Source organism: Azospirillum halopraeferens DSM 3675, assembly GCF_000429625.1.
GTDB classification, from domain to species: domain Bacteria; phylum Pseudomonadota; class Alphaproteobacteria; order Azospirillales; family Azospirillaceae; genus Azospirillum; species Azospirillum halopraeferens.
Genome location: NZ_KE386927.1, coordinates 369,150 through 394,044, shown reverse-complemented (window position 1 = coordinate 394,044; position 24,895 = coordinate 369,150). Strand labels below are relative to the sequence as shown.

At 72.2% G+C, this 24,895-nt stretch carries 26 protein-coding genes; 7 read left to right on the top strand and 19 right to left on the bottom strand.

Translation table 11 applies throughout. The features are described 5' to 3' along the window. Positions 1-37 precede the first annotated feature (37 nt). From G472_RS0126445 to G472_RS0126420, 6 genes are all read right to left on the bottom strand, one after another. Entirely contained in the window at positions 38-1,249 is a 1,212-nt protein-coding gene (locus tag G472_RS0126445) for a glycosyltransferase family protein (protein ID WP_035693757.1), read from the bottom strand. Continuing rightward, complete coding sequence (locus G472_RS35830) at positions 1,246-1,866, bottom strand: histidine phosphatase family protein (protein ID WP_051341353.1); 621 nt, start codon at positions 1,864-1,866, stop codon at positions 1,246-1,248. Before G472_RS35830 ends, G472_RS0126445 begins: the two co-directional genes overlap by 4 nt. Beyond that, positions 1,863-3,035, bottom strand: a complete 1,173-nt coding sequence (locus tag G472_RS35825) for a glycosyltransferase family 4 protein (protein WP_035693755.1) — start codon at positions 3,033-3,035, stop codon at positions 1,863-1,865. The genes G472_RS35830 and G472_RS35825 overlap by 4 nt, the downstream gene beginning before the upstream one ends. Further along, positions 3,032-4,030, bottom strand: coding sequence for a GGDEF domain-containing protein (locus G472_RS35820; protein WP_051341351.1), 999 nt, complete (start codon positions 4,028-4,030; stop codon positions 3,032-3,034). Before G472_RS35820 ends, G472_RS35825 begins: the two co-directional genes overlap by 4 nt. Positions 4,031-4,137: 107 nt before the next feature. Beyond that, positions 4,138-5,415 carry a glycosyltransferase gene (locus G472_RS40710; protein WP_035693754.1) on the bottom strand — a complete coding sequence of 426 codons (1,278 nt, stop codon included), beginning with the start codon at positions 5,413-5,415 and terminating at the stop codon, positions 4,138-4,140. Beyond that, a complete protein-coding gene (locus G472_RS0126420) occupies positions 5,415-6,638 on the bottom strand; it encodes a glycosyltransferase family protein (RefSeq protein ID WP_029010781.1) in 1,224 nt (407 codons plus the stop codon). Before G472_RS0126420 ends, G472_RS40710 begins: the two co-directional genes overlap by 1 nt. Before the next feature lie 193 nt (positions 6,639-6,831). On the opposite strand from G472_RS0126420, the gene G472_RS0126415 reads away from it, so the two are divergent. Then, entirely contained in the window at positions 6,832-9,477 is a 2,646-nt protein-coding gene (locus G472_RS0126415) for an ABC transporter ATP-binding protein (protein ID WP_029010780.1), read from the top strand. A 33-nt stretch (positions 9,478-9,510) separates the two neighbouring features. After that, positions 9,511-9,966, top strand: a complete 456-nt coding sequence (locus G472_RS0126410) for a cyclic nucleotide-binding domain-containing protein (RefSeq protein ID WP_029010779.1) — start codon at positions 9,511-9,513, stop codon at positions 9,964-9,966. Positions 9,967-10,101: 135 nt separating this feature from the next. Here the strand turns inward: G472_RS0126410 and G472_RS0126405 are convergent, their stop codons facing one another. Beyond that, positions 10,102-10,896, bottom strand: coding sequence for an exodeoxyribonuclease III (locus tag G472_RS0126405; protein ID WP_029010778.1), 795 nt, complete (start codon positions 10,894-10,896; stop codon positions 10,102-10,104). A 387-nt stretch (positions 10,897-11,283) separates the two neighbouring features. Between G472_RS0126405 and G472_RS0126400 the strand changes: the two genes are divergently transcribed. Then, a complete protein-coding gene (locus G472_RS0126400) occupies positions 11,284-11,778 on the top strand; it encodes a MarR family winged helix-turn-helix transcriptional regulator (RefSeq protein ID WP_029010777.1) in 495 nt (164 codons plus the stop codon). Positions 11,779-11,790: 12 nt separating this feature from the next. Here G472_RS0126400 and G472_RS0126395 read toward each other — a convergent pair whose 3' ends face one another. After that, positions 11,791-12,561 carry a gamma-glutamyl-gamma-aminobutyrate hydrolase family protein gene (locus G472_RS0126395; RefSeq protein WP_029010776.1) on the bottom strand — a complete coding sequence of 257 codons (771 nt, stop codon included), beginning with the start codon at positions 12,559-12,561 and terminating at the stop codon, positions 11,791-11,793. 365 nt (positions 12,562-12,926) lie between these two features. Here G472_RS0126395 and speD point away from each other — a divergent pair, with 365 nt between their 5' ends. Both speD and speE read left to right on the top strand, forming a co-directional pair. Further along, positions 12,927-13,289, top strand: a complete 363-nt coding sequence (gene speD / locus G472_RS0126390) for an adenosylmethionine decarboxylase (protein WP_425388010.1) — start codon at positions 12,927-12,929, stop codon at positions 13,287-13,289. 13 nt (positions 13,290-13,302) lie between these two features. Then, on the top strand, positions 13,303-14,157 hold the full coding sequence (gene speE / locus G472_RS0126385; protein WP_029010774.1) for a polyamine aminopropyltransferase: 855 nt from the start codon (positions 13,303-13,305) through the stop codon (positions 14,155-14,157). Between the two features lie 3 nt (positions 14,158-14,160). Here speE and G472_RS35815 read toward each other — a convergent pair whose 3' ends face one another. The 6 genes from G472_RS35815 to rsmI all read right to left on the bottom strand — a co-directional run bounded on the left by G472_RS35815 (position 14,161) and on the right by rsmI (position 18,671). After that, positions 14,161-14,766, bottom strand: coding sequence for an HdeD family acid-resistance protein (locus G472_RS35815; protein WP_035693752.1), 606 nt, complete (start codon positions 14,764-14,766; stop codon positions 14,161-14,163). A gap of 108 nt (positions 14,767-14,874) precedes the next feature. Continuing rightward, positions 14,875-15,528, bottom strand: a complete 654-nt coding sequence (locus tag G472_RS35810; RefSeq protein WP_035693750.1) for a LolA family protein — start codon at positions 15,526-15,528, stop codon at positions 14,875-14,877. A 71-nt stretch (positions 15,529-15,599) separates the two neighbouring features. Continuing rightward, a complete protein-coding gene (gene gshB, locus G472_RS0126370) occupies positions 15,600-16,541 on the bottom strand; it encodes a glutathione synthase (RefSeq protein ID WP_029010773.1) in 942 nt (313 codons plus the stop codon). A 32-nt stretch (positions 16,542-16,573) separates the two neighbouring features. Continuing rightward, the gene (locus tag G472_RS0126365; protein WP_029010772.1) at positions 16,574-17,407 is read right to left on the bottom strand and encodes a SirB1 family protein; all 834 of its coding nucleotides are present in this window, start codon (positions 17,405-17,407) and stop codon (positions 16,574-16,576) included. Positions 17,408-17,451: 44 nt separating this feature from the next. Beyond that, complete coding sequence (locus G472_RS0126360) at positions 17,452-17,826, bottom strand: YraN family protein (RefSeq protein ID WP_029010771.1); 375 nt, start codon at positions 17,824-17,826, stop codon at positions 17,452-17,454. Next, positions 17,823-18,671 carry a 16S rRNA (cytidine(1402)-2'-O)-methyltransferase gene (gene rsmI, locus G472_RS35805; RefSeq protein WP_035693748.1) on the bottom strand — a complete coding sequence of 283 codons (849 nt, stop codon included), beginning with the start codon at positions 18,669-18,671 and terminating at the stop codon, positions 17,823-17,825. The genes G472_RS0126360 and rsmI overlap by 4 nt, the downstream gene beginning before the upstream one ends. A 254-nt stretch (positions 18,672-18,925) precedes the next feature. On the opposite strand from rsmI, the gene G472_RS0126350 reads away from it, so the two are divergent. Further along, positions 18,926-19,960, top strand: a complete 1,035-nt coding sequence (locus G472_RS0126350; protein ID WP_245593587.1) for a penicillin-binding protein activator — start codon at positions 18,926-18,928, stop codon at positions 19,958-19,960. Between the two features lie 47 nt (positions 19,961-20,007). On the opposite strand, the gene G472_RS0126345 is transcribed toward G472_RS0126350, so the two are convergent. From G472_RS0126345 to G472_RS35795, 5 genes are all read right to left on the bottom strand, one after another. Continuing rightward, positions 20,008-20,268, bottom strand: a complete 261-nt coding sequence (locus G472_RS0126345) for a hypothetical protein (RefSeq protein ID WP_029010769.1) — start codon at positions 20,266-20,268, stop codon at positions 20,008-20,010. Positions 20,269-20,276: 8 nt separating this feature from the next. Further along, positions 20,277-20,717, bottom strand: coding sequence for a DsrE family protein (locus G472_RS0126340; RefSeq protein ID WP_029010768.1), 441 nt, complete (start codon positions 20,715-20,717; stop codon positions 20,277-20,279). 21 nt (positions 20,718-20,738) lie between these two features. Beyond that, a complete protein-coding gene (locus G472_RS0126335; protein ID WP_029010767.1) occupies positions 20,739-21,527 on the bottom strand; it encodes a HesA/MoeB/ThiF family protein in 789 nt (262 codons plus the stop codon). Positions 21,528-21,597: 70 nt separating this feature from the next. Further along, positions 21,598-22,407, bottom strand: coding sequence for a hypothetical protein (locus G472_RS35800; protein WP_051341345.1), 810 nt, complete (start codon positions 22,405-22,407; stop codon positions 21,598-21,600). A gap of 184 nt (positions 22,408-22,591) precedes the next feature. Then, positions 22,592-23,020 carry an STAS domain-containing protein gene (locus G472_RS35795; RefSeq protein ID WP_051341343.1) on the bottom strand — a complete coding sequence of 143 codons (429 nt, stop codon included), beginning with the start codon at positions 23,018-23,020 and terminating at the stop codon, positions 22,592-22,594. A gap of 214 nt (positions 23,021-23,234) precedes the next feature. Here G472_RS35795 and lnt point away from each other — a divergent pair, with 214 nt between their 5' ends. Then, positions 23,235-24,812 (top strand): apolipoprotein N-acyltransferase, encoded by a 1,578-nt coding sequence (gene lnt, locus G472_RS0126320; RefSeq protein ID WP_029010766.1) that lies wholly within the window; start codon positions 23,235-23,237, stop codon positions 24,810-24,812. Positions 24,813-24,895 lie beyond the last annotated feature (83 nt).

Sequence of the window (24,895 nt, the reverse complement as noted above, 5' to 3'; positions counted from 1 at the left end):
ATTCCAAGAAGTTTCGGGTGTTGCGGGGCGGGCTTCGTCAGCCGCCGCGCCCGATCGCCCGTCCCAGAAGCCGCGCCGTCTCCCGCGCTCCGTCCAGGCGCAAGGGCAGGGGGGCGGGGGGTGGCAGGGCAAGCGCGCGGGCGATGCCGGCGGCCAGGGTGTCGGGGGTCAGCGTCGCCTCGTCCACCACGGTCAGCCGGCCGCGGTCGGCGAGGATGCCGGCGCGCAGGGCCTGCTCGGTCTCCGAACCGGCGGCGAAGGGTACCACCAGGGCGCGGCAGCCCGCCTGCAGCAGGTCGAGCACCGTGTTGTAGCCGGCCTGGCTGATCGACAGGCGGCAGCGCCGCAGCAGCGCCGGGAAGTCCGGGCGGGCGCGTTCCACGATCGTGGCCGGCGCCGTTGCCGGCACGGCCATCGAGCGGGCCCGGGCGGCCAGAGCGGCGACGTCGGCGTCCGGCACGTCGGGGCCGGCCAGCAGACGCCAGGGCAGGGCGGCGGCGGGGGACAACGGGCGGGCCGCCAGTGCGGCGCGCAGCAGCGGCAACCCCACGGCACCGCCGCCCACCGACACCAGAACCTCGCCGGCACCGTCCCCGGCATTCGCCTCCGCATCCGCGCCGGCCGCCGCTGCGGGCGGGCTGGCGACGTAGCCGGTGTAGCGGATGCGCCCGGCGATGCGATCCGCCGCGGCGAAGGTGGCGTCGAGCGGGATCAGCGCGGGATCCCCGTGCACCAGCACCAGATCGACGGAGTCGAGCACGGTGCGCACCACCTCCTCCACCCGCACGGGATCGGGCTTGGCGACAAGGATGTCGCGCACCGACACGGCGACGGGCAACCCGGCGGCGCGCGCCGCGGCGATCAGGGGCAGCAGCTCGAAGCGGAAGGCCCGGCGCGCGAAGGGAAAGGACTCCACCAGCAGCAGGTCGGGACGGGCGCGTTGAAAGGCGTTGAGAAGCGTGGTGCGGCGGGCCTCCCGCCAGGCGTCGTCGATCGGCCGTCCGGCGCCGTCCAGCAGCACCTTGAAAGAGGCGTCGGCGGCGCGGGCCGGTGGCAACGGCACGATCTCCGCCCCGCCATAGTCCACCCCCGGCACCGCGTGGCCGCCGCGCGCCACGGTGACCGCCAGCCCCGCTGCGTCCAGCGCCCGCGCGATGGCGGCGGCGCGCCGGTCATGCCCGATACCCAGCAGGTGCTGGACGTGGAAGAAGATCCGGCCGCCGGCCCCGGGCGCCTTCCCACCGCTCACGCTCCGGGCCTCCCGTCCGATCCGCCGGCGTCCGCCGGCGCCTCCAGCGGGATGTTCATGGCCACCACGGCGACGGCACCGCCGGGGCCGATACGGAAGCGATGGCAGTGGAAATCGCGCAGCTTGTGGCGGGGGCGGGACACCAGGTCCCAGCCGGTGGCCAGGGCGTAGACGGCGCGGATGACGCCGTTGTGGGCGACCGCGCCGGTGTCGCGCCCGTCGGCCGCCAGCTCCGCCAGCCAGGGGCGCAGGCGGTCCTGCACGTCGCGCGGACTCTCCCCGCCGTGCGGCCGCAGGTCGAGCCCCAGCGCCTCCATGGCCGGGGTCAGCACGCCGGCGGCCCGCAGGTCGTCGCGCACGCAGCCCTCCCAGGCGCCCCAGTGCATCTCGCGCAGGCGCGGCTCCGGCTCCGGCGTCAGGCCCAGCAGGGCGGCGGTCTCCCAAGCCCGGCGCAGCGGGCTGGCCACCCAGCGCCGGGACCGGGCTCCGTCCGGCAGGCGCCACCCCGCGGCGCGGGCGCGGCCCGCGTCGGACAGCGGCTCGTCGATGCGGCCCTGGATGCGGCCCGCGGCGTTCCAGGCGGTGGGGGCGTGGCGCAGGATCAGCAGGTCGGTCACCGGCGGCTCCCCGGTTCGGTCAAGCGTCGCACAACGCCGTCCAACACGGCCGCGGCGGCGGCAAAGCCGTGCTCGGCCGCGGCGGTGTGCCCCGCGGCGGCGGCCAGGGTGCCACGGCGGCCGGGGTCGGCCAGCAGGGCGTCGACGGCGGCGGCGAAGGCGGCGGCGTCGCCCACCGGCACCAGGGCGCCGGTGCGCCCGTCGCGCACGATGTCGGGCACCCCGCCGGTCCGCCCGGCCACCACCGGCAGCCCCGCCGCCTGCGCCTCCAGCAGCGCCATGCCATAGGCCTCGTTCACCGCCGGCCACACCATCAGATCGGCGGCGGCGCAGGCGGCGGCCAGGTCCCCCGGCTCCAGCACCCCGGCGAAGCGCACCCGGTCCGCCCCCGCGGCCGCGGTCAGTTCACGCTCCACGGCGGAGCGCTCCGGCCCGTCACCGACCACCAGAAGGCGCCAGTCCCGGTGCCCCAGCCGGGCCAGGGCGGCGGCGAGCACGGCGTAAGACCGCCGCTTGTCGCCGCCGCGCATCATGCCGACGGCCAGCAGCCAGGGCACATCGGCCGGCAGGGCGAAGCGGCGGGCCAGGGCGGTGCGGTGGGCGTCGCGCGCCGCCGCGGCGGCGGCGAAGGGGGCCGTGTCGAGGAAGGGACGCAGCCGCACCAGCCGGTCGGGACTGCGGAGCAGGGGCAGCACGCCGGCGGCGTCGTGGCCGGCCAGGTTGATCACCGCGTCGGCGCGGCGGATGGCGTCGGCCGCGGCGGCGTGGCCGGCGGCCAGGGGGCCGGTGGCGCGCCTGGCGGCGTGGGACGCCTCCGCCACCACGTAGGGGATGCCGAGGTCGGCGCACACCGCGGGCCCCAGCCAGTCCGGCGCCTTGTAATAGAGGTGGTAGGTGAACCACAGGTCGGGCGGGTCGGCGCGCAGTCGGGCCGTCAGCCGGGCGGCGCAACGGGCGCCCAACGCCGCCAAACGCTCCGCCCGGCCGGGGCGCGTGGCGTCGTCCCAACTGCGCAGCGTGCAGGCCAGGCGGACCCGGTGGCCGCCCGCCGCCAGGGCGTCCATCAGCAGGCGGGCCATGCGGCGGTCGCCCGACGGCACCGGATGGGTGGGCGCCTTCAGCGGTGCGTAGAAGGCGATGCGCCGGGCCGCGGCGGCGGGGGCGCTCATGGGACGGGGCGGGCGTCGGCGATGGCGTCGGCAACGGCGACCCGGTTGCGGCCGGCCGCCTTGGCCCCGTACAGGGCGCGGTCGGCGCGGGACAGCAGGGTGTCGACGGTGCCCTCGGCGTGCGCGCAGGCGGCCACGCCGATGCTGACGGTGAACCGCAGCTCCGCCGCACCGGCCGGCACCACCGTGGCGGCCGTCCCGGCGCGCAGCCGTTCGGCCACGGCGCAGGCGGCCGCGGCGTCGGTGTCGGGCAGGAAGACGGCGAACTCCTCACCGCCCAGCCGGCCGAACACGTCGCCGGCACGCAGGCCGGTCCGGCAGGTGGCGGTGAAGGCCCGCAGGGCGTCGTCGCCCACCGCGTGCCCGTGGGTGTCGTTGATGCGCTTGAAATGGTCGATGTCCAGCGCCAGCAGGGCCACCGGCCGGCCGGCGCGGCGCGCGCGCGCGATCTCCTGCTCCGCCGCGTCGATGAAATAGCGGCGGTTGTGGGCCCCGGTCAGCGGATCGGTGATGGACAGGTGGTGCAGGCGATCCTGCGTCTCCCGCATCGCCGTCACGTCGGTGATGAGGACGTAGATGACCGGCAGCCCCTCCCACGGCAGGGGGGACATGCTGACCTGGACGCCGGAATGCCCGCCGTCGGCACCGACCAGGGCGCAGTCGTGGGCGCGCACCGGCCGCCGCTCGCGCAGGCAGGCGCGGAACCGGTTGGCCAGCGCGTCGGCGTCGGGGGCGGTGACGAAATCCAGCACGTGCCGGCCGATCAGCGCGTCCATGGGCAGGCCCAGGATGCGCGCGGCCTCCTGGTTGGCGTAGACGATTCCCTGCTCCTGATGGATCAGCAGCCCGGCCGGCAGCAGGTCCAGAAGGTTACCCAGCTTGCTGCGGGTGAGCGACAGCTCGTGAAGGGTGGTGGCGGCGTCGCGGTCGCCGCCGTCGTCTTCGAAGAAATCGAAGGGTCCGGCCAACGGGTCCTTGGTGATGGGGGGGTGCATGGACTGACGGGTTCGGGCGCGACGACGCTGCGGGTATCCGACAACCTTAATGGTGCTGAGCCTCCCTGTATATGCCGAACGCAGGGGCGGCGCGTCCACGCTGCACGTCATGCGTCAGGTGTGGCGTGCGCGAGACCCGCGGTGAAGCGTGCCATCAGCCCGTCGATCCCGGCGTCGCACCCGAAGTCGCGGCGCACCCGGGCGCAGCCGGCGCGGCCCAGCGCGGCGCGGCGGGCGGGGTCGGCGATCAGCGCCGCCAGGGCCGCCGCCAGGGCCGCGGGATCGTCGGGGGGCACCAGCACGCCGGTGGTGCCGTCCTCGATCAGTTCGGGGATGGCGGCCATGCGGGTGGCCAGGCAGGGCAGGGCCAGTGCCTGCGCCTCCATCAGCACGTTGGGCAGCCCGTCCTGATCGCCATCGCGGGCACGCCGGCTGGGCAGCACGAACAGGTCGGCGGCGGCGTAGCGGGCGATCACCGCGTCCTGCGCCTGCGCCCCCAGCCAGGTGACGCGCGGGGCGAGGCCCAGCGCCGCCGCACGCTCCTTCAACGCCGCCAAACGCTCGCCACCGCCCACATGCTCCCAACGCCAGGCCAGCCCGTCCGGCAGCCGGGCCAGGGCGTCCAGCAGGGTGTCGAAGCCCTTCTTCTCCACCGCGCGGCCGACCGAGAGCAGGACCACGGGGTCCGCGGGATCACGTCCGTCGCGCGGCGGCCGCGCCTGCGGCGGTTCGGGGAAACGGGCGAAGTCCAGCCCGTGGTAGACCAGCTCCACCCGTCCGGGCGCCGGGGTCAGCGCCTCCAGATGGGCGTGCCCCTCGGCGGTGCAGGTGACGCCCCAGCGGCATTCCGCCAGCTTGGCGCGCTTCTCCCACTCCGGGCTGGTCCAGATGTCCTTGGCGTGGGCCGAGAAACTCCAGGGCAGGCCGGTCAGCAGGGCGGCGTAGCGGGCGACCGAGGCGGGGGTGTGCAGGAAATGGGTGTGCAGCCAGGCGACGCCCGGCGGCAGTTCCGCCGCCAGCACGCAGGCCTGGCCGAAGCGGCGCACCCGGTTGCGGGTGGGGTCGCGGCGCAGGTCGGCCAGCCACGCCGCCAGGGCCCGCCCCCGGCCGGGACGGCGAAGCGCGGCGGCGACGGCCCGGGCGACGCGCACCGGCTCCTCGTGCAGGTATTCGGGCAGGTAGAGGACGGGGGCGCGGACCTGCCGGTTGAGGTCGTGCATCGCCCGGTCGGTGGGCCGGCGCAGCGACACGATGACCTGGTCCAGGCCGCGCCGCTCCAGCCCCAGCACCTCCTGGGCGATGAAGGTCTCCGACAGGCGCGGCCAGCCCTTGACGATGACGGCGACGCGCCGCCCCGCCGCCGTCCCGCCGCCGCCGAACGGCATCAGAGGCCGCCGGCCAGCAGCGTCAGAGGCGGCCGGAGGCGTTCCGGACGCGTCAGGTGGTGCCACGCCAGCCGGTCGACGGTTTCCAGCCCGTCCAGCAGGCCCGGCACCACCACCGACGAGGGCGGTGCCTGCAGCGGCAGGCGGCGCAGGGCGGCGGCCATGTCGGCGGGCCGGCGCACGTCGTCGTCGGGCAGCATGGCGACCAGGCCCAGCTCCTGCGCCCGGCTGGCGCGGATGTACTGCTCGCGCCGCGGCGTCACCCGGGGGACGATCAGCGCCTTCTTGTCGAACGACAGGATCTCGCAAAAGGTGTTGTAGCCGCCCATGGCGACCACGCCGACGGCCGCCTGCATCAGGCTTTCCAGCCGGGTCTCGAAGGTGGTGGCCTCGACCGCCGGCAGGGCGGCGGCGCGGGCCAGGAACTCCGCCTGCCGCTCCGGCTGCATGAAGGGGCCGAGGACCAGCATGGCGCGGTAGGGGATGGCGGGATCGTGTTCGTAGGCGCGCAGCACCCAGTCGATCAGCGCCTCGCCGTCGCCGCCGCCGCCGGCGGTGACCAGGATGTAGGGGTCCGCCGGGATGTCCGGGCTGGTCGGCAGGGGCGGCGGGGCGGTGCGCCGCAGATAGCCGGTGTAGACCATCTTGCGCCGCACCGCGGGCGACAGGTCGATCCCCTCCAGCGGGTCGCAGATCCGCGGCAGGCCGTAGACCCACAGCTCGTCATAGAGGTGCTCCAGCGCCGGCTGGACGCGCTTGCGCTCCCACTCCGGGGCGAGCAGGGCCGGCTCGTCCATCACGTCGCGCAGGCCCAGCACCAGGGGGACGCCGCGGTCCTTCAGGTCCTCCAGCGTCTCCTTCACCTCGCCGCGCAGGCCCAGCGGTTCCTTGTCGACGATGAACAGGTCGGGGCGGAACGCCTTCGCGGTGTGGCGGATCAGCGAGGCCCGCATGTGCAGGATCTCGTCGATGTCCATGTGCAGGTTCAGCGCCGTGTATTCCCCGTTGCGCAGCTTGATGACGCCGGGGACCCGCACGAAATCGACGCGCGTGCGGAAATCGAAGCTGCCGACGATGGGCGATCCCGACAGGATCAGCACCGACAGGTCCCGGTGCCGCTCCACCAGCGCGTGGGCGATGGTCAGGCAGCGCCGGAGATGGCCGAGCCCGAAGGTGTCGTGGCTGTAGATCAGGACGCGGTGCGGCCGTGCGCGCTCGGTCATGGTTCCTTCCCTATCCCCTGCGGTCGCACCCCGCGCCCGGCGGCCCCCGGCAACGTGTTTGTGTCCGCTGCCGGGTTCGTTTCTACCAGAAGCCTGACCGCGGAACCATGCATTTGCCGCAGCACGGCAAAGCGGCTAAGGTCGTACGGGTGCCTCCACCGTTCGGGTTGCCCGACGGGTGCCCGGAGCCGCGATGGAATCCAGCATCTACCGATTCATCCTTCGGCACAGCGTGCGCCAGCAGTTGGTCCTGCTGCTGCTGACGCTGGCCTCGTTCCCGTTCCTCTACGCCTCGCTCGACCTGCCCAAGCGCATCGTCAACGAGGCCATCGGCGGGTCGCGCGTGCCCGACGCGGTGCTGGGCGTGCCGGTCGACCAGGTCGGCTACCTGATGGTCCTGTCCGGGCTGTTCCTCGGCCTGGTGCTGATCAACGGCGCCTTCAAGTACGCGATCAACACCTACAAGGGCCGACTCGGCGAGCGGATGCTGCGCCGCCTGCGCTACGAACTCTACGCCCGGGTCCTGCGCTTTCCGTTGCCCCGCTTCCGCCGGATGTCGTCGGGCGAGATCATCCCGATGATCACCGCGGAGGTGGAGCCGCTGGGCGGCTTCATCGGCGACGCCTTCGCGGTGCCGGTCTTCCAGGGCGGCACGCTGCTGGTCTACATCGGGTTCATCTTCATGCAGGACCCGGTGCTGGGGGCGGCGGCGGTGTCGCTCTACCCCTTCCAGGGCTGGCTGATCCCCCGCCTGCAGCGCAAGGTCAACCAGCTCGGCAAGCGCCGGGTGCGCGCCATGCGCACCATCTCCGACCGCATCGGCGAGACGGTGTCCGGCGTCGCCGATGTCCACGCCCACGACACCTCCGCCTGGCATCTCGCCGACGTGTCGAACCGTCTGGGCGACGTCTACGAGATCCGCTTCGAGATCTACCAGCGCAAGTTCTTCATCAAGTTCCTGAACAACTTCATCAACCAGCTCACCCCCTTTTTCTTCTATGCCATCGGCGGCTATCTGGTCATCAAGGGAGAGCTGTCGTTCGGCGCGCTGGTGGCGGTTCTGGCCGCCTACAAGGATCTGGCCGCGCCGTGGAAGGAGCTGCTGGACTGGTACCAGCAGAAGGAGGACAACCGCATCAAGTACGAACAGGTGGTCGAACAGTTCAACGCTCCCGATCTGATGGACGAGGAGCGCCAGCGCGCCGACATCCCCCCCGACGCCCGCCTGACCGGGACGCTGGAGCTGGCCGGCGTCACCTTCGGCGAGGAGGGGGCGGCGCCGGTGCTGGACGGCGTATCGTGCGAGATCCCGCTGGACGGGCACACCGCGGTGGTCGGCACCGGCGGCGGCAAGGAGGAGCTGGCGCAGATCGTCGCCCGCCTGCTCGCCCCCACCGCGGGGCGGGTGCTGCTGAACGGGCAGGATTACGGCCGCTTGCCGGAGGCGCTGACCGGCCGGCGCATCGCCTACGTCGGCCCCGCCGCCCACCTGTTCGCGGCCAGCCTGCGCGAGAACCTGGTCTACGGCTTGCGCCATCGCCCCGTGGCACCCCCTGAACGGGGCGACGGCGAGGCGGCGCGCCGCCGCCGCCGGGTGGCCGAGGCACTGGCCGCCGGCAACACCGACCATGACGTGGAGGCGGACTGGATCGACTACGCCGCCGCCGGCTGCGACGGGCCGGAGTCGCTGATGCGGCGCATCCGCCACCTGCTGCGCGGCGTCGACCTGGAGGACGACGTCTACGCGCTGGGTCTCAACCGCACCGTCGACCCGGTGCGGCGGCCCGACGTGGCCGAGCGCGTGCTGGCCGCCCGTGCCGCGGTCAGCGACCTGCTGGAGAACCCGCAGTACGGCGAACTGGTGGAGCGCTTCGACCCCGAAGCGTTCAACAGCAACGCGACGGTGGCCGAGAACCTGCTGTTCGGCACCCCGGTCGGCCCGGTCTTCGCCATCGAGACGCTGGCGGAGAACCCCTACATGCTGCATGTCCTGGACAAGGTCGGCCTGACGGAGGGGTTCCTGAAGGCCGGGCACACCATGGCCGCGACCATGGTGGAGCTGTTCTCCGGCCTGCCGCCGGGGCATGAGTTCTTCGAGCGCTTCTCCTTCATCGGCTTCGCCGACCTGCCGGAGTTCCAGGCGATCGTCGCACGCGCCGAAAAGGACGGGCCGGACTCCCTGAAGCCGGCGGAGCGGACGCGCCTGTTGGGGCTGCCGTTCCGCCTGATCCCGGCCCGCCACCGCCTGGGCCTGTTCAAGCCCGAGGAGGTCCGGCCGCGGCTTCTGGAGGCACGGCGTGTCTTCGCCGCCGACCTGCCCGCCGACCTGCGCCACGCCGTGGAGTTCTTCGATCCCCGCCGCTACAACGCGGCCGCTTCGATCCAGGACAACATCCTGTTCGGCAAGATCGCCTACGGCCAGCCGCAGGCGCAGCCGCGGGTGGGCGCCATGCTGGAAGAGGTGATGGAGCGCCTGGACCTGCGTGACGTCGTCATCGAAATCGGGTTGGACCATCCGGTGGGGATCGCCGGCTCGCGCCTGTCCGCCGCCCAGCGCCAGAAGGCGGCGCTGGTGCGCGCCCTGCTGAAGAACCCGGACCTGCTGGTGATCGCCGAAGCGACCGCCGGCCTCGACGGCCAGGCCCGGGCCCGGGTGCACGCGACGCTGCTGGAGGAGCGCGCCGGGCGCGGCCTGTTCTGGGTGGTGCAGCAGGCGTCGCTGGCCCGCGGCATGGACCGGGTGCTGGTGCTGCGCGGCGGGCGCATCGTCGAACAGGGGCTCTTCGACGCGCTGGAGAAAGACGGTACAGTGTTCAGCGAACTGTTGGTGGCGCAATGACCCCGTTCGCCGCGCCGCAAGGAGAGGGACGCCGTGAGCATCGCCGAGGAAGTCGAATGCCTGCGCCGCATTCCGTTGTTCGCCAACGTCGATGTGGCGAAGCTGAAGCTGCTGGCCTTCACCAGCGAGCGGGTGACGTTCAAGCCCGGTGAGACGCTGTTCCACCAGGACGAGATGGGCTCGGCCGCCTACATCGTGCTGGACGGCGAGGCGGAGGTGCTGGTGCGCACGCCCGAAGGGCCGCGCCCGGTGGCGGTGCTGGGCCGCAGCGAGATCATCGGCGAGATCGCCATCCTGTGCGACGTGCCGCGCACCGCCACCGTGCGGGCGCGCAGCCATCTGGTGACCCTGTGCGTCTCAAAGGACCTGTTCTTCCGCCTGGTCGCCGAGTTTCCCCAGATGGCGATGCAGATCATGCGGGTGCTCGCCCAGCGCCTGGACAACACCACCCGCCAACTGCGCGAGGCGCTCAGCCAGCACGGCGCCTGAACGGTGCGACTCGGCTCCTCATACCAACGGCACCTGAAGGGTGCCGTTGGTATGACCCTCTCGATCAATGCCAAGGCATTGATCTGCCGGGTTTCACGGCCGGAAAATAATGGAAGTGATCATTTTCCGGCCGTATCACTCCGCGATGTCCACCAGCACCGGGACGTGGTCGGACGGCTTCGGCTCCCAGCCGCGGGCCTCGCGCAGCACCTTGTACCCCGTCAGCGCGGAGGTCAGCGGCGGGGTCACCCAGACGTGGTCGAGCCGGCGTCCGCGGTCGGAGGAGTCCCAGTCGCGGGCGCGGTAGCTCCACCACGTGTAGAGCTTTTCCGTTTCGGGAACGAAATGACGCACCGCATCGACCCAGCGGATGGAGGACTGCATGGCGCCCAGCTTCTCCACCTCGATCGGGGTGTGCGAGACGACGTCCAGCAACTCCTTGTGATTCCACACGTCGTTGACCAGGGGGGCGATGTTCAGGTCACCCACCAGCACCATTGCCCGATCGGGGCTGCGGTGGCTGGCCAGCCATTCAGTCATTTCGTCAACGAAACGAAGTTTGTGCGCGAACTTCGGATTTTGTTCCGGGTCCGGAATGTCTCCGCCCGATGGGATATAGACGCTGTGCAGCTCGATGCCGCCCGGCAGGGTCGCGATGACGTGGCGGCAATCCTCCTTGCCGCACCAGTGCTGCACCGTGCACGCCGCCAGCGGGCGGCGCGACAGGATGGCCACCCCGTTGTAGCTCTTCATCCCGTGCACGTGGGCGTGGACGAAGCCGCGCGCGGCCAGCGCCGCCAGCGGAAAGTCCTTGTCGACGACCTTGGTTTCCTGGAGGCAGACGACGTCGGGTGCCTGCTCGTCGATCAGCTTCAGCAGCAGGTCGAGGCGGAGGCGGACGGAATTGATGTTCCAGGTGGCGATGCGCATCGGGAGCCTTCGGAGGATGGATCGCCGCAACACCTACCCGGTGGCGCCGCCCTTGCCAAGGGCGGCACCTGTCCGGGGACTCGGCGGAATTGGCGGGCCGGACAGAGAAAGCGCCCGGTCTGGGGGGGACCGGGCGCCGGAAGCTCCCTGGTGGAGCCCGTCGGTCGGCAGGGGAAACCGGTCCGTCGGGCGATCGCCTCCGCCATGAGGGGCGTGACGGTCACTTCGTTCCATTCAGGTGGTCCGCCGTTCGGATGCGGACCAATGCAGTAAGCGAATATGTGATATGCGGACCGCTGGGCTTGCACGGTTTTGGCTGACAAACCCGTCGCGCCGCAGCATGTTACCTCGGTTGTCTGATATCCATGAAAAATTGATGGTTTCCCGGTGAACGACGCAGAACGTTCCTCGCCCGCCGACCGCCGGTCCCGCGGGCGCCCCGGCAAGAACGGCAAGATGGGCCTGGGCCCGCTGCCGGGTCTGGTCGGCTACAACCTCCGCAAGGCGCAGGTGGCCCTGTTCCAGAGCTTCCAGAACGCCGTGTCGCCGCACGACATCACGCCCGGCCAGTTCGGCGTGCTGATCATGATCAAGGAGAACGAGGGCCTCAGCCAGTCCGACCTGGGCGCGGCGGTGGGCATCGACCGTTCCACCATGGTCGCGGTCATCGACCGGCTGGAGTCGCGCGGGCTGGTGATCCGGGCGCCCTCGCCCAACGACCGCCGGTCCTACGCCCTGCGCCTGTCGGAGCAGGGGGAGGCGTTGCTGGACGAGCTGATCCCGCGCGTGCAGGCCCACGACGACGCGATGGTCAAGGACCTCTCCGCCGAGGAGAAGGCCCGGTTCATCGAGTTCCTGCAGCGGGTCGCGCGCTCCGGCTGACCGCCGGTCCTCTCACCGCCGCCGGGCCCGCTCGGCGGCGGCGGCACCGAACGCGGCGAACAGGGCGCGCGACAGCGGGTCCTCGTGAAACCGCCATTCCGGGTGCCATTGCACCGCCAGGGCGAACGCCGTGGCGGACCCTACCCGTATGGCCTCGACCAGGCCGTCGGGCGCGGTGGCTTCCACCGCCAGCCCGTCGCCGAGGCGTTCGATCCCCTGCCCGTGCAGGGAGTTGACGCGCACCTCCCCGCCGTCCGGCGACCCCGCCAGCGCCGCCAGCACGCCGCCCGGCGCCAGCCGCACGGGGTGGGACGGGCCGTATTGCACCTCCACCGGGTCGTCCTCGTTCTCCCGGTGGTCGTCCAGGCCCGGCACGTCGTGGACGCGCTGGTGGAGCGTGCCGCCGAAGGCGACGTTCATCTCCTGCAGGCCGCGGCAGATGCCCAGCAGCGGCACCCCGGCGGCGACCGCGGCGCGGATGAGCGGCAGGGTGGTGGCGTCGCGCGCCGGGTCGTGCAGCGTCGGGCCGGCCGCCGGCCGACCGCCGTAATGGTGTGGTTCCACATTCGATTTGCTGCCCGTCACCAGCACGCCGTCCAGCCGCGCCACCAGGTCGGCGGTGTCGATCCCATCGCCCAGCGCCGGGATCAGCAGCGGCAGCGCTCCGGCCCCGTCGGACACGGCGCGCACGTACTTGTCGCCGGTGACGTGGAAGGGGTGCGCGCCCATCATGCGGGCGCAGGCGGGAATTCCGATCAGCGGCTTGGGGGCGGTGCGGGCCATGGCGCCTCTCGCGGTCGTGCGGGTCGCGCCACTATGCCGCGCCGCCGGGCGGACGGGTAGGGCCGCGGGCGCCGAACTCGCGCGGGGCGGTCATGCGCCGCGGTTGCGCGCGTGCAAAAAACGCCGCCCGCCCGGCGTTTTCCCATTGATTTGCCGGGCACTTTCCCTCATATGCGGCATTCCGCCGGACCGGCGGGGTCATCTGCTGATGGGGGAGAATGATGGCGACATCCGCTTCTCTCTTCCAATTGGGGATGGACTTGGGGTGCGCGCCAAGGAAAGCCCAAGCGGAAGGTTCGTCCGATCGCAACACCGTCACCGCCGGCCCGTGGCCGGCCGGCGACGAGGACCGCAAGGACCATTTCGTGACGCGGGACGGCAAGGTGTTTGCCGGCACGCACCTGATCGTCGATCTGTGGGACGCCGAGCGGCTCGACGACATCGAGCATGTGCGCCGCACCCTGGTCGAAGCGGTGGAGGTGGCGGGGGCGACGCTGCTGCACATCCACCTGCACCATTTCACACCCAACGGCGGCGTATCCGGCGTGGCGGTGCTGGCGGAATCGCACATCAGCATTCACACCTGGCCGGAGCGCGGCTACGCCGCGCTGGACATCTTCATGTGCGGCGACGCCCGGCCGCACGCGGCGATCCCGGTCCTGGAGCGCGCCTTCAGCCCCGGCGGCGTCCGGTGCGACGAGCTGCTGCGCGGCGAAACCGCGGACTGAACGGAGCGGCGGGATGACCGACGGCTGGTTCACCGAATCGCTGCATCGGGACGTGGCCCAGGCCCTGCGCATGGGCCGCGTCCTCCACCGCGACACGACCGGACACCAGGACCTGGTGATCTTCGAGAACGACACGCTCGGCCGCGTCATGGCGCTGGACGGCGTCATCCAGACGACCGAGCGGGACGAGTTCGTCTATCACGAGATGCTGACCCATGTGCCCATCCTGGCGCACGGGGCGGTGCGCCGGGTGCTGATCGTGGGCGGCGGCGACGGCGGCATGCTGCGCCGCTGCCTGGAGCATCCCGGCGTGGAGCGGGTGACGATGGTGGAGATCGACCGCGGCGTGGTCGATCTGTCCATCGAATACCTGCCGTCCATCAGCGCCGGTGCCTTCGACGACCCGCGCACCGACCTGGTGATCGCCGACGGCTGCCGCTACGTGCGCGAGTCGCGGGAGCGCTTCGACGTCATCATCGTCGACTCCACCGACCCGCACGGCCCCGGGGCGGTGCTGTTCACGCAGGAATTCTACCGGGACTGCAAGGCGCGGCTGACCCCGGGCGGCGTGCTGGTCACCCAGAACGGCGTGCCCTTCCTCCAGCCGCAGGAGCTGCGCGACACCCACACGCGCCTCGCAGCGCTGTTCGCCGACCACGGCTTCTTCGTGGCGCCGGTACCCAGCTATTACGGCGGCTTCATGGCCTTCGGCTGGGCCAGCGACGACGCCGCCCTGCGCCGCCCCGGGGCCGATGCGCTTCGCGCCCGCTATCGGGCGGCGGGTCTGGAGACGCGCTACTACACCCCCGACATCCACGTGGCGAGCTTCGCGCTGCCGGCCTTCATGGAACGGGCCCTGGCCGGCTGACGGTCAGGCCGTCGCCGCGGCGCTCCGTCCGTCGGCATGCCGGGCACGGTGCAGGCGCCGCGCCGTCAGCAGCGTCAGGATCCCGAAGGCCACCGCATAGGCGGCGATCCCCCCGACGATGGCCGCCGGCCCGAACAGCGGCATCACCCAGAAGCCCATGCCGAACAGGATCGACAGGGCGCCGGCCAGTCCCTGCGTCCAGCGGCCGTTTCCCGGTGCGATCTGGAAGGCGCTCAGCAGTTCGGCGATGCCGGTGACGGCGGCCCACACCGCGACCAGCCAGACCAGGGCGAAGACCCCGGCCATCGGCCACATCACCGCCACCACGGCGGCCGCCAGGGTGACGGCGCCCTCCAGCATCAGCAGGTGCCAGCGTTCGTGCCGCCGCGCCGCGCGCAGGCCGGCCACCAGCGTGAACACGCCGTCGACCGCCAGCCAGGCGGCCAGAAGCATGGCCAGCGTCGGCACGGTGGTCCCGGGCATCAACGCCACCAGCACGCCCAGCGTCACGGCGGCACCGCCGCGCAGGGCCATGGCCCACCAGTTGCGGGCCAGCACCGCGTTCATGCCCCGGACGCGGACCGGGTCGTCCACGACTCGGCGGATCATCGCTCCCTCCCATCGACGATATCATCGAGGGGCCGATGCCCCCCGGTAAGCGTCAACAGGACGGTGGAGCGACCGTCCCGCCCTGCGACCGTCGGCCGCAGGGCCGGTTCAGTGCCGGAAGCCGCGCCGGTCGGCCTCGGGCACCGCGAAGTAGAACAGGTTGCGGTCCAGCGGCACACCCACCCGCGGGTTCAGCAGCCCCACCTCGGTCACCAGTCCCTGGGCGTCCAGCACCCGCCATTTGCGCAGGTTCAGCGGCCGGTCCTCGAACACCAGCGTCAGCACACCCTTGCCGGGGTCCTTGGTCTCCACCAGCGACACCTCCAGCACGCCCGGAGCGGCGAGGACGTCGGTGACGGTGACGTCGCCCGACAGGGCGATGTTGCGGCGCAGGATGAAGTCGGCCAGGGTCGAGCCGATGGGGGTGCTGGACTGCTGGCGCATCTCGCCGTCCCAGTAGAACAGCATCAGCCCGTCGGCGACGATGAAGTCCCGGATGGGGGGATCGTATTCCAGCCGCATGCGGCCCGGCCGCGCCAGGTAGAAGGTGCCCGCCACCTGGCGGCCGTCGGGGTTCACCTGGACGAAGCGCGACTGCATGGTGCGCACCTCGTTCAGGTAGCGTTCGACCCGCTCCAGTTCTCCCCGCTCGGCCGCCGTCAACGGCGCGCGCTGCGGGGCGGCGGCGGATTCCCCCGGGGGGGCGAGAACCGCTGCCATGACGGCCGCGGCGGCGAGGATGGTGCGCAGATATGTCTTCATGTCACTGACCGTGCCCCGGATTCCCGGCGGAAATGGGGCGCGGGCGGCGCGGGCGCAAGGGCATCCGACCGTTACCCCCGCCGCGCCTCGATGGCGTCCCACAGCGTCACCTCCAGTTGCGCGCCGTTCAGGCGGTTGATCTCCTGGATGCCGGTGGGGGAGGTCACGTTGATCTCTGTCAGGTAATCGCCGATCACGTCGATGCCGACGAAGACCAGCCCCTGGTCGCGCAGGGTCGGGCCGATGGCGGCGCAAATCTCCCGCTCGCGCTCGGTCAGGTCGGTCTTCTGCGCCGACCCGCCGGCGTGGAAGTTGGCGCGGGCCTCGCCCTCCTGCGGCAGGCGGCTGACGGCACCGGCGGGCTCGCCGTCGATCAGGATGATGCGCTTGTCGCCCCGGCGGATCTCCGGCAGGTATTTCTGCACGATCACCGGTTCGCGGTAGAGCTGGGTGAACAGCTCCAGCAGCGAGCCCAGGTTCTCGTCGTCGGGCTTCAGGTGGAAGACGCCGGCGCCGCCGTTGCCGAACAGCGGCTTGACGATGATGTCCCGGTACTCGGCGCGGAAGTCGAGGATCGCCTGCTTGTCGCTGGTGATCAGCGTCGGCGGCATCAGGTCGGGGAAGTGGGTGACGAACAGCTTCTCCGGGGCGTTGCGCACCGATTTGGGGTCGTTCAGCACCAGCACCTCCGGCTGGATGTGCTCCAGCAGGTGGGTGGCGGTGATGTAGGCCATGTCGAAGGGCGGGTCCTGGCGCATCAGCACCACGTCCATCTCCGTCAGCGGCACGCTCTGCGCCTCGCCCAGGGTGTAGTGGGCGCCGCGGCGGCGCTCCACCGTCAGGGCGCGCACCCGCGCGGTCAGCCGGTTGCCGGTCAGCGACAGGTCGCGGGGGTGGTAATGGAACAGGCGGTGCCCGCGCCGCTGCGCCTCCAGCGCCATCATGAAGCTGGAGTCGGTGTCGATGTTGATGGACTCGATGGGGTCCATCTGGAAGGCGACGGCGAGGCTCATCGGGGTGTCTCCGGTCACGACCCTCTCGGGTCTCAGGGCAGGCGGTTTCTGAGCTGCTGGATCAGCGTCGCCGCCTGGTGGAGCTGGCGGTCGTCATCCGTCAACTGCAGGAAGGTTTCCAGGGCCCCGATGGCGGCGTCGGGGTTGCCCCGATGCGCCTCCAGCAGGCCGGTTTCGCGCCACAGGGCCGCCTCGTTCGGGGCGAACAGGCGCATGGTGTCCAGCACCTCCAGCGCCTGCGCGATCTCGCCCGCTGAGAGGTGGCGGAGCTTGCGGTTGTTTTGCAGGCGCAACAGGATGTCGCGGTTGCCGACGGCGGCGTAGTGGTCGGGCGTCAGCTCCGCCGCGGTGCCCGCCGTGGCCTTCAGCAGCTCGCGCAGATCGACCGCCGATCGCACCTGGCCACCGTTGAAGGGATCGAGGATCGCCCGCTCCCCCTCCGCGTCCAGGCGGACCAGGAAATGGCCGGGGAAGTTCAGCCCCGCCATGGACCAGCCCGACGCCCGCGCCGCGTGCAGGTAGAGGATGCCCAGTGCCACCGGCAGGCCGCGGCGGCGGTCGATGACGCGCAGCAGGTTGGCGTTCTGCAGGTCGTCGTAGGTTTCGGTATCGCCGGTGTAGCCGTGGCGCTGCACCAGAACGGCGTGCAGCGTGGCGATGCGCCCCTCCAGGCCATCGTCGCCGGGGGAATGGCGGTCGGCCATGTCGCGGGCCAGCGCCGCCAGGTGCCGGCGGTAGCGCTCCAGCGGCACCTGCGGCCGCTCCAGCGCGCCCAGCGCCAGCGCCCCCTCGGCCAGGTCGATGGCGGCGTCGGGCAGGGTCCCGATGCGGCGCAGGATGTCACGGGCTTCGGCGCGGCTCGTCACGAAACAGGTCCTTATTCCGGCGGTCCGGGCGATGGCCGGTCCCGTCACGACGCCCGCCAGGCGTCCTTCAGGTGGCGCGGCCAGGCCCAAGGGGTAACCAGCATCACGTCGAAGCGCAAGGTCAAGCCGGCGTACTGCGGCCGCGTCGCCAGGAAGACGTGGGCGGCGCGGGCCAGCCGGCCGCGCTGGCGGGCGCTCACCGCCTCGCTGGCGGTGGCCCAGTCGGCGCGCGCCTTGACCTCCACGATGGCCAGCGTGTCGCCGCGCCGGGCGATGATGTCGATCTCGCCCAGCGGCGTGCGCAGCCGCTCGGCGACGATGCGGTAGCCGCGCAGGCGCAGGCTGAGACGGCACAGCGCCTCGGCGAAGCGGCCCCGCGCCTCGATGCGCCGCCGCTCCTCGGTGCCGACCGGTGTCATGGCCCGCTCCCCCGCGCCAGTTCCAGGGCGCGGGCGTAGACGGCCCGCCGGGGATGGCCGGTGCGCGCCGCCACCTCCGCCGCGGCGTCGCGCACCGACAGCCGTTCCAGGGCCTCGGCCAGCGCCGCGTCCACGTCGGCCTCCGCCGGCGCGGCATCGGCGGGCGGCGGGCCGATGACCACCACCACCTCCCCCTTCGGCGGGCCGGCGTCGGCGTAGTGCGCGGCGAGGGCGGGCAGGGGGCCGCGCCGCACCTCCTCGTACAGCTTGGTCAGCTCGCGGGCCACGGCGGCCTCGCGCGGGCCCAGCAGGTCCGCCATGTCGGCCAGCGAGGCGGCCAGGCGGTTGGGCGACTCGAAGACGATCAGGGTGGCGGGTACCGGCCGCAGCTCACCCAGCGCGGCGCGGCGGGCGGTGCTCCGGTTGGGCAGGAAGCCGGCGAACAGGAAGCGGTCGCTGGGCAGCCCCGACAGCACCAGCGCGGTCAGCGGCGCCGACGGGCCGGGCAGGGCCGTCACCGGCACGCCCGCCTCGACGCAGGCGCGCACCAGCTTGTAGCCGGGGTCGGACACCAGGGGCGTCCCGGCGTCGGAGACCAGGGCCACCGCCTCGCCCCCCCGCATCCGCTCGATCAGCAGCGGGCGCATGCGGGCCGCGTTGTGCTCGTGGTAGGACACGAGCGGGGTGGTCAAGCCGTGGATCATCATCAGCTTGCCGGTCACCCGCGTGTCCTCGCAGGCCACTGCGTCGGCGCGCCGCAGCGTGTCAAGGGCGCGCACGGTGATGTCCGCCGCGTTCCCGATGGGGGTGGCGACGAGATAAAGACCGGGGGTGAGTTTACACACCGCCCCGCGGTCGCTACCTTCTGCCGAGCTTGCGGCGGCCGGCGGACCAAGAGCGGTGCCGGACGCCCGACCCGGTGTGGAGACCTTCGGTGGCACGACTGGCGACACCTTTCTCTCGTTCGCGCGGCCTGGCTGGCGTCCGCGTCCTGATCACCGCAGCGGCACTGGCGCTGGCGGCCTGCGGACCGACTGTAATGGGACAGGCGCCGGTGGCACAAGCGCCGCAACCTGCACCTGCACCGGTCGTTCCGCCCGTGGCGCAGCCCATCAAGGTGGCCCTGCTGCTGCCCCTGTCGGGTCCCGGCGCGGCCATCGGCCAGCCGATGCTCGACGCCGCCCAGCTCGCCCTGTTCGAGCGCGGCGGCGAGCGCTTCCAGCTCCTGCCGCGCGACACCGGCGGCACGCCGCGGGGGGCCGCCGACGCCGCCCGCGCCGCGCTGGCCGAGGGCGCCTCGCTGATCCTCGGCCCCCTCTTCGCCCAGGAGGTGGCGGCGGTCCGGCCGATCGCGCAGGCGTCGGGGGTGGAGGTGATGGCCTTCACCACCGACCGCACCCAGTCGGGACCCGGCACCTACGTGCTGGGCCTGGTGCCGGGCGACCAGGTGGTTCGCGTCGCCGGCTTCACCCGCTCGCGCGGGGTGACCCGCTTCGCCGTGCTGGCGCCGCGCAATGCCTACGGCGATGCGGTGACCGATGCGCTCCAGGACGCCGCCCGCCGGTTCGACGCGCGGGTGGTGCAGGTGGAACGCTACGACCCCAACCTGGCCGACCTGTCCGTGCTGGCACAGCAGGTGGCGCAGTCGCCGGCCCAGCCCGAGGCGGTGCTGCTGGCCGAGGGCGGGCAGCGGGTCAAGGACATCGCCGCCGCCCTGCGCGCTGCCGGCGTCACCGCCCGGCCTTTGCAGTTCCTCGGCACCGGCCTTTGGGACGAGCCCGGCATGGGCAGCGAGCCGGCGCTGGTCGGTGCCTGGTACGCGGCCCCGGAAACCGCCCCCCGCGCCGCCTTCGAGGCCAGCTTCCGCCGCGCCTACGGCAAGGAACCGCCGCGCCTGGCGACCCTGGCCTACGACGCCACGGCGTTGGCGGCGGTGCTGACGTCCATGGGCGGGCCGCAGCCCTTCTCCCGGCCGGTCCTGACCGACCCGGCCGGCTTCGGCGGCGTCGACGGCCTGTTCCGCCTGCATCCCACCGGCACCGTCGAGCGCGGCCTGGCCGTGCTGGAGGTCACCGCCGGCGGCCCCCGCGTCGTCGACCCCGCGCCGCGCACCTTCGAGGTGTTGGGGCAGTAAGAGCGGGTGCGGTAAGTCCTGAGGTGTCGGCCGCGACGGCGGCCGCCCTACGCCCGCAGCCGCGCCGCCGCGTCGCGCAGGACGGCGGTCTTCGGGGCGAAGCGGCGGGCGTCGTCCTCTTCGATCCAGGCGATCATCACCGCCAGGGCGTCGGCGACGCGGCCGGCGAACTCCGGGCCGGCGGCGCGGGTTCCGGCGACCAGGGCGGCCAGGGCGTCGGCGTGGGGCTCGCCGTCCATGGCCGCGGCGGCCACGGCTTCGAAGCGGTTGGCGGCGTGCAGCACCGCGACCGTTTGCCCGTCCGCCACGGGCCGCGTCACACGAACAGGGTGGCGCCGCCGGGCGTCACCTCGCCCAGGAAACTCACCACCCCGGCGCGCTGCACCGGCACGTCGGAGCGCAGCTGCGCCCGCTCCGGCGGCAGGCCCAGGGCCTTCAGCCCCATCTCGCAGGCCATGACGGTGACGCCCAGCGCCACGCAGGCGCCGAGCAGCTCCTCGAAGGTGGCCAGGCCGTTCTTGGCGAAGAAGCGGTCGCGCTCCGGCGGGCGGCTGCCGTCGTCGGCGGCGTCCAGGTCGTGCCAGCCCCGTACGCCCGGCTCGTGCTCGTGGACCAGCGCGCGCAGCGCCCGGCCGGTGAAGAACAGGGTCACCCGCCGGTTCGTCGCCGCCGCGGCGCTGGCCATCACCAGCGCATAGTGCACCCGGTCGAATCCGCCGGAGAACACCACGATGGACAGGCTGTCGGGACCTTGCATGCCACGGTCTCCCGGAAGCGGTCAGTGGATGGACAGGTCGGTGATCGTCGGGTGATGCCCGCACAGCGGGCACTCGGGATCGGGCTTGACGGTGATGCGCTGGTAGGCGGCGTTCAGCGCGTCCACCATCAGCAGGCTGCCCGACAGGCTCTCGCCGATGCCCAGCAGCTCCTTCAGCACCTCCGTCGCCTGGAGCGTGCCGACCAGCCCGGCCAGCGCGCCCAGAACCCCGCCCTCCGAGCAGGACGGCACCATGCCGCGCGGCGGCGGCTCCCGGAACAGACAGCGGTAGCAGGGATTGGCGCCGCCCAGGTGCGCCTTGAAGGTCGACACCTGCCCGTCGAAGCGCAGCATCGCCGCCGACACCAGCGGCCGGCGAGCGAAGAAGCAGGCGTCGTTCAGCAGGAAACGGGTGGCGAAGTTGTCGGAGCCGTCGGCCACCAGGTCGTAGCGCCCGATCAGGTCCGCCGCGTTGTCGCGGGTCAGCCGCACCCGGTGCGTCTCGACCCGGACGTCGGGGTTGAGAGCGGCGATGCGGGCCGCCGCGCTGTCCACCTTCGGGTGGCCCAGCGTCGATCCGTCGTGGATCACCTGGCGCTGCAGGTTGGACAGGTCGACCACGTCGTCGTCGACAATGCCCAACGTCCCCACACCGGCCGCCGCCAGATAGAGCAGCAACGGCGAGCCGAGGCCGCCGGCCCCGACCACGAGAACCCTGGATCGCAGCAGCGTCTCCTGCCCGATGCCGCCGACCTCGGGCAGGATGATGTGGCGCGCGTAGCGGTGGAGTTGGGTGTCGGTGAAATCCATGGCCCGCAGCATAACCCGGGACACCCGCCCTGCCTATGGTCTCCGGAGGAGGGGGGGCGGGGGGCCCGCATCAGACCATGGCGAGGGTCATCTTGAACGGCTTGCCATTGGACGATCCGCCTTCGGCGTCTTCGCTGGCCCACCGGCGCAGGCGCTCCTCCCGCTCGCGCAGGATGCGGTCCATCGGCCGCTCCTCGGGGGCGTCCGGATCGACGCTGGCGGTCTTCGGGACGAAGGTCAGCCGGAACGGGATCTCCTGACCGTTCGTGTTCTTGGGCGGGACAATGATCACCTCGTACTCGCCGGGTTCCAGCTTGTGCGCCGTCTTCTTCATGAAGTCGGTGGTTTCGCCCGGCTTCATGGTGTCGCCGGACGCGATGACCTTGCCCTCCTTGCCCATGATCGCCCAGCGGCTGTAGGGAAGGCTGAAGTCGATGTTGAACTCGCCACCCTGGACGACGTTGAGGCTGTGCTTCTGCACGCCGGGGTCATTGCCGACCACGTCGCGCGCGGTTCCCGTCAGCGTCGCCCCCGATGCCAGCACCATGGCCGAGGAGCGCTGCGACACCTCCAGTTCGTAGGGCCGGCCGTTGACGCCCCGGAACTGCTGGGAAATGACGGCGGTGTAGGTCCCCGACTGCAGCCTGGCGCTGGCCGTTGCCACGTCCTCGGCGGACTTGGCGTCGACGATCACCTCGTTGCGGTTGTTGACGATCTTGAGGCTGGTGTAGGAGTTGTTGAGGCGGAAGTTGAACTCGCCCGACTTCGAAACGGTGAACTGGCGGTAGTCGGTGGACAGCCCGCCCTTGCCCAGCTCGCTGGTGGTGCCGGTGATCCGGAAATGCTTCCAATCCGAAGCGTTGGGGATCGTCATGCCCATCGCCGTCACTCCCTGCGCGGCGGACCCGGCATCGCCCCGGTCGGTCCGCACGTGTGCAAGATTAATTTACTAAAATCCAATAAAACCGTCAACCACGGTCGATCCGGTACGAACAGTCTACTCTCCGGCGCGCCACCGGGCAACGGCCGCGATCCGCAACTGATCCGCGACCGATCTGCGGCCGTCATGGCCCCCGCGGTCCGGAAAGGGTGCGCGCCGCGACGGCCAGCGGGTCTTCCCCGGGGGCGCAGGGATGGATGGCGCCGAACACCCGTTCGGGAACCCGGGCGGCGATGTAGTCGTCCACCGAGGCGTGGACCGGCACGATCATGGCGATCTGCGTCAGGGCGATCACCCGCTGCACCTGACCGGCGGCGCCGGCCAGCGCCAGGGATTTTCCCGCCGCCATGGTCTCCCCGTTCGTCACCAGCAGCATGCCGATGCCGGCGCTGTCGATGAACTCCAGCTCCGTCAGGTCGATCAGGCAGCGCCGGTCGGGCAGGCGCTTGATCTCGGCAATGACGGCGCGTATGCCGTCGCCGTCCTGTGCGGTCAGCCGGCCGCGCAGCCGGAAGCGAACGAAGTCCCGCTCGTCGAGTCGCCGGTACAGCATGGGACCTCCGCCTCCCGGGGCCGGATCGCCCGCCGGCCCCTGATAGCGCGAACCGCGGCGCCGAGTCCCCGCGCGACGATGTCGCAGCGACGCGCCGGGATACCGAGATTTCACGTGCCGACGCGGTTGCGGCCTCCTATCTAGTGCGGTTGTCCGGATCGGCGGTCCGCCGTCGCCACGCCGGACGGCCGAACAGCCGCGAGGAACCGCCGACGTGTTTGCCACCGACGTCCTGACCGGGGATGGTCCCCTGCGCCGCGCCGCCGCGGGGCTGGCCGGGCTGGCCGGTTGGCGCCGCCTCGCCGCCGCCGCCGCTCTGGGCGGCCTGTCCGCCCTGGCGCTGCCGCCGGCCCATGCGCTGCCGGTTCTGCTGGTGTCGTTTCCGGGCCTGCTGTGGCTGCTCGCCGGCGCACCCAACGGGCGCGTCGCCTTTGCGGTGGGCTGGTTCTTCGGGTTCGGCCATCACCTTGCGGGCCTTTATTGGGTGAGCTTCGCCCTGTTCACCGACATCGGCCGGTTCTGGTGGGCGTTGCCGCTGGCCGCCGCCGGCTTGCCGATGCTGCTGTCCCTGTTCACCGGGCTGGCGGCGCTGGTCTTCCATCGGCTGAAGGCGAACGGCCCGGCGGCACCGCTGCTGTTCGCGGCGACCTGGGCGGCGGCGGAGTGGCTGCGCGGCCATCTCTTCACCGGCTTTCCCTGGAACCTCACGGGCTATGGCTGGGTGGGCGTGCTGCCGGTGCTTCAGGGGGTGTCGCTGGTCGGCATCTACGGCCTCAGCCTGCTGACGGTGCTGGTGGCGGCCCTGCCGGCGGCGCTGGCCGATCCCCGGGTGCCGCCGCGCCGGGCCGCAGCCGCGCTGGCCGCCGGCCTCGCCCTGTTCGCCGCCCTCGCCGCCTGGGGCGCGCTGCGCCTGTCGGCGGCCGACGAGGCGCCGGTCGCCGGGGTGCGGCTGCGCCTGGTCCAGGCCGCGGTGGAGCAGCACCTGAAATGGGACCCCGCGGAACGCCAGGCCAACTTCGAGCGCCACCTCGCCCTGACGGCGGCGCCGGCCGCCCGGCCGGTCACCCACGTGATCTGGCCGGAGACGGCGGTCCCCTTCTTCCTGGACGCCGACGCCGCGCGGCGCCAGGCGGTCGGCGCGGTGACGCCGCCCGGCGGGCTGGTGCTGACCGGAGCGCCGCGACTCGGGATGGCGGCCGACGGCGGGACGCTCTTCCACAACGCGATGCTGGCGCTGGACGGCAGCGGCGCCGTGGTGGCGAGCTATGACAAATTCCACCTGGTGCCATTCGGGGAATACATGCCGCTGCGCCGCTACCTGCCGGTCGGCGCCATCGCCGGCAACGGTGCGGAGTTCTCTCCCGGGCCGGGACCGCGGTCGCTGCGCCTGGCCGGCCTGCCGCCGGTCAGCCCGCTGATCTGCTACGAGGTGATCTTCCCCGCCGCGGTGACCGATCCGGACGACCGGCCGCACTGGCTGCTGAACCTCACCAACGATGCCTGGTACGGGCATACGGCCGGCCCTCACCAGCACTTCGCCATCGCCCGCGTGCGCGCGGTTGAGGAGGGGCTGCCGCTGGTGCGCAGTGCCAACACGGGCATCTCCGGCGTGGTCGACTCCTACGGGCGGGTGACGGCGCGCCTCGGGCTCGGCGAACGCGGTATCGTCGACGCGGACCTGCCCGCCGCGCTGGCGCAACCCACGCCGTACGGCCGCTTCGGCGATCTCGGGTTCGGGTTGCTGCTGGCGGGTTGTCTGATATGCGGGCTGCTCGCTCGACAAAGCCGGTAAGGCTCCCCACATTCCTGCAACCGTCGCATATGACAGGTGCCCACGACGTGCACTTGACTGCATACAAGGATATGCACTACAAA